Annotated in this window: 2 protein-coding genes; one reads left to right on the top strand and one right to left on the bottom strand. The window is 74.7% G+C overall.

What is annotated here, in order from left to right:
• Positions 1–959, top strand: a 959-nt coding sequence (locus tag AB0J52_RS38530; RefSeq protein WP_500187978.1) for an AMP-dependent synthetase/ligase, incomplete at its 5' end; no start/stop codon positions are given.
• Positions 960–1,032: 73 nt separating this feature from the next.
• Here AB0J52_RS38530 and AB0J52_RS38525 read toward each other — a convergent pair.
• On the bottom strand, positions 1,033–1,686 hold the full coding sequence (locus AB0J52_RS38525) for an SDR family oxidoreductase (RefSeq protein ID WP_500187977.1): 654 nt from the start codon (positions 1,684–1,686) through the stop codon (positions 1,033–1,035).
• Between the last annotated feature and the right edge of the window lie 208 nt (positions 1,687–1,894).

The following is a 1,894-nucleotide window of genomic DNA, read 5'->3' as shown; positions in this document are numbered from 1 at the left end:
GCAAGGGCAAGATCTTCGCCGCCGCCGCCGACACCGCCGTCGCCTACAGCCAGGCCCTCGACACCGGGCGCATCCCGCTGGCGCTGCGGGCCCGGCACCGCGTGTTCGACGCGCTCGTCTACCGCAAGCTGCGCGCCGCCGTCGGCGGACGGCTGCGGTACGCGATGTCGGGCGGCGCGGCGCTGAACGCTCGCCTCGGCCACTTCTTCCGCGGCGTCGGCGTGACGATCATCGAGGGCTACGGGCTCACCGAGACCACCGCCCCGATCGTCGGGAACCGCTTCACCCGGGGCGGCAACCGCATCGGGACCGTCGGCCGCCCCTTCCCCGGCACCGGCCTGCGGATCGCCGAGGACGGCGAGATCCTGGCACGCGGCGTCAGCGTCTTCCGCGGCTACTGGAACGATCCCGAGGCCACCCGGCAGGCGATGGACGGCGCCTGGTTCCGCACCGGAGACCTGGGCGAGCTCGACGACGACGGCTACCTCACGATCACCGGCCGGAAGAAGGACATCCTCGTCACGGCCGGCGGCAAGAACGTCGCCCCGGGCCCGCTGGAGGACCTCCTGCGCGCCCACCCGATCATCGACCAGGCCGTGGTCGTGGGCGACGGCCGCAAGTTCGTCGCGGCCCTGCTCACCCTCGACGAGGAGGCCCTCCCCGCCTGGCTCACCACCCGCGGCCGCCCCGTCCCCCGCCTGACCCCCGCGTCGGACGCGGGCGCCGAAGGCGGTCTGGACCTCGCCGCGCTGCGGGATGATCCGGAGGTCCGGGCCGCCCTGGACGCGGCGGTCGCCGAGGCGAACGCGACCGTCTCGCACGCCGAGGCGATCAAGAAGTACCGCGTGCTGGACCGGCCTCTGACCGAGGCGGGCGGCCACCTCACGCCGAGCCTCAAGGTGCGCCGCCACGTCGTCACCGCCGAGTTCGCCGCCGACATCGAGGCCCTCTACTCCTGACCCGCGCACGCCCACGGCCGCATCGGGCCGCAGCGTCCACGCGCCACGACGGGCCCGGGCGGGCGGGGGTGGCTCAGGTCAGGGCGGCTATGGCTTCGGCTATCGGGACGTCGCCGTTGACCACCTCAAGGGTCGTGCGGTTGACCTGGGGCTCGGAGAGCAGCGCGCCGATGACCGCGGCCACGTCGTCGCGGGTGACCTCGCCGCGCCCCACCTCGGGCTCGGCGAGGGTGACCCGGCCGGTGCCGGGGTCGTCGGTCAGGCGGCCGGGACGCAGGATCACCCAGTCGAGGCCGCGGCCGCGCAGGTCGTCCTCGGCGGCGGTCTTGGCGTTGATGTAGGCGGCCCAGGTGTCGTCGCCGCCCGCCGGCGGCTTGCCCGCGCCCATGGACGAGATCTGGACGAAGCGCCGGACGCCCGCGCGCTCGGCGGCGTCCGCCATCAGCGCCGAGGCGCCGCGGTCGACGGTGTCCTTGCGCGCGGCTCCGCTGTTCGGGCCCGCGCCCGCCGCGAACACCACGGCGTCCGAGCCCGTGAGCTGGTCGACCAGGTCGTCCGGCGCCAGGTACTCCAGGTCGGCGACCACCGGCCCCGCGCCGGTCTCGCGCACGTCGTCCACCTGCTCGGGGTTGCGGATCAGGCTGAGCACCGCATCTCCCCGTGCGCTGAGCAGCCGGGCCAGCCGCAGGGCGATCTGGCCGTGTCCTCCCGCGATCACGATGTTCATGTCCCCCACCCTACGGACCCGCCCGCCACGCCGTCCGCCCCGCGCCCGCCCTGTGGATAACCGTGCCCGAGGCTAGACCGTACCCGAGGTTAGACCGGCCCCCAAGGGTGGCCCGGCCACGCGCGCGAACGCGTTACCTGCACGGTGGAGCGAAGCCGAAGGCGAGCGCAACCGGGCAGATCGCGAAGCGATGCCGCGTTCGCCCAGG

The organism is Spirillospora sp. NPDC049652 (genome assembly GCF_040675125.1).
Classification (GTDB): domain Bacteria; phylum Actinomycetota; class Actinomycetes; order Streptosporangiales; family Streptosporangiaceae; genus Spirillospora.
Note: the sequence above shows the minus strand (reverse complement) of the source record. Positions and strands in the feature narration are given on the sequence as shown.

Coding starts and splice junctions, on each gene's coding strand:
- AB0J52_RS38525 (WP_500187977.1), bottom strand. CDS start 1,686: ATGAACATCGTGATCGCGGGAGGACACGGCCAGATCGCCCTGCGGCTG.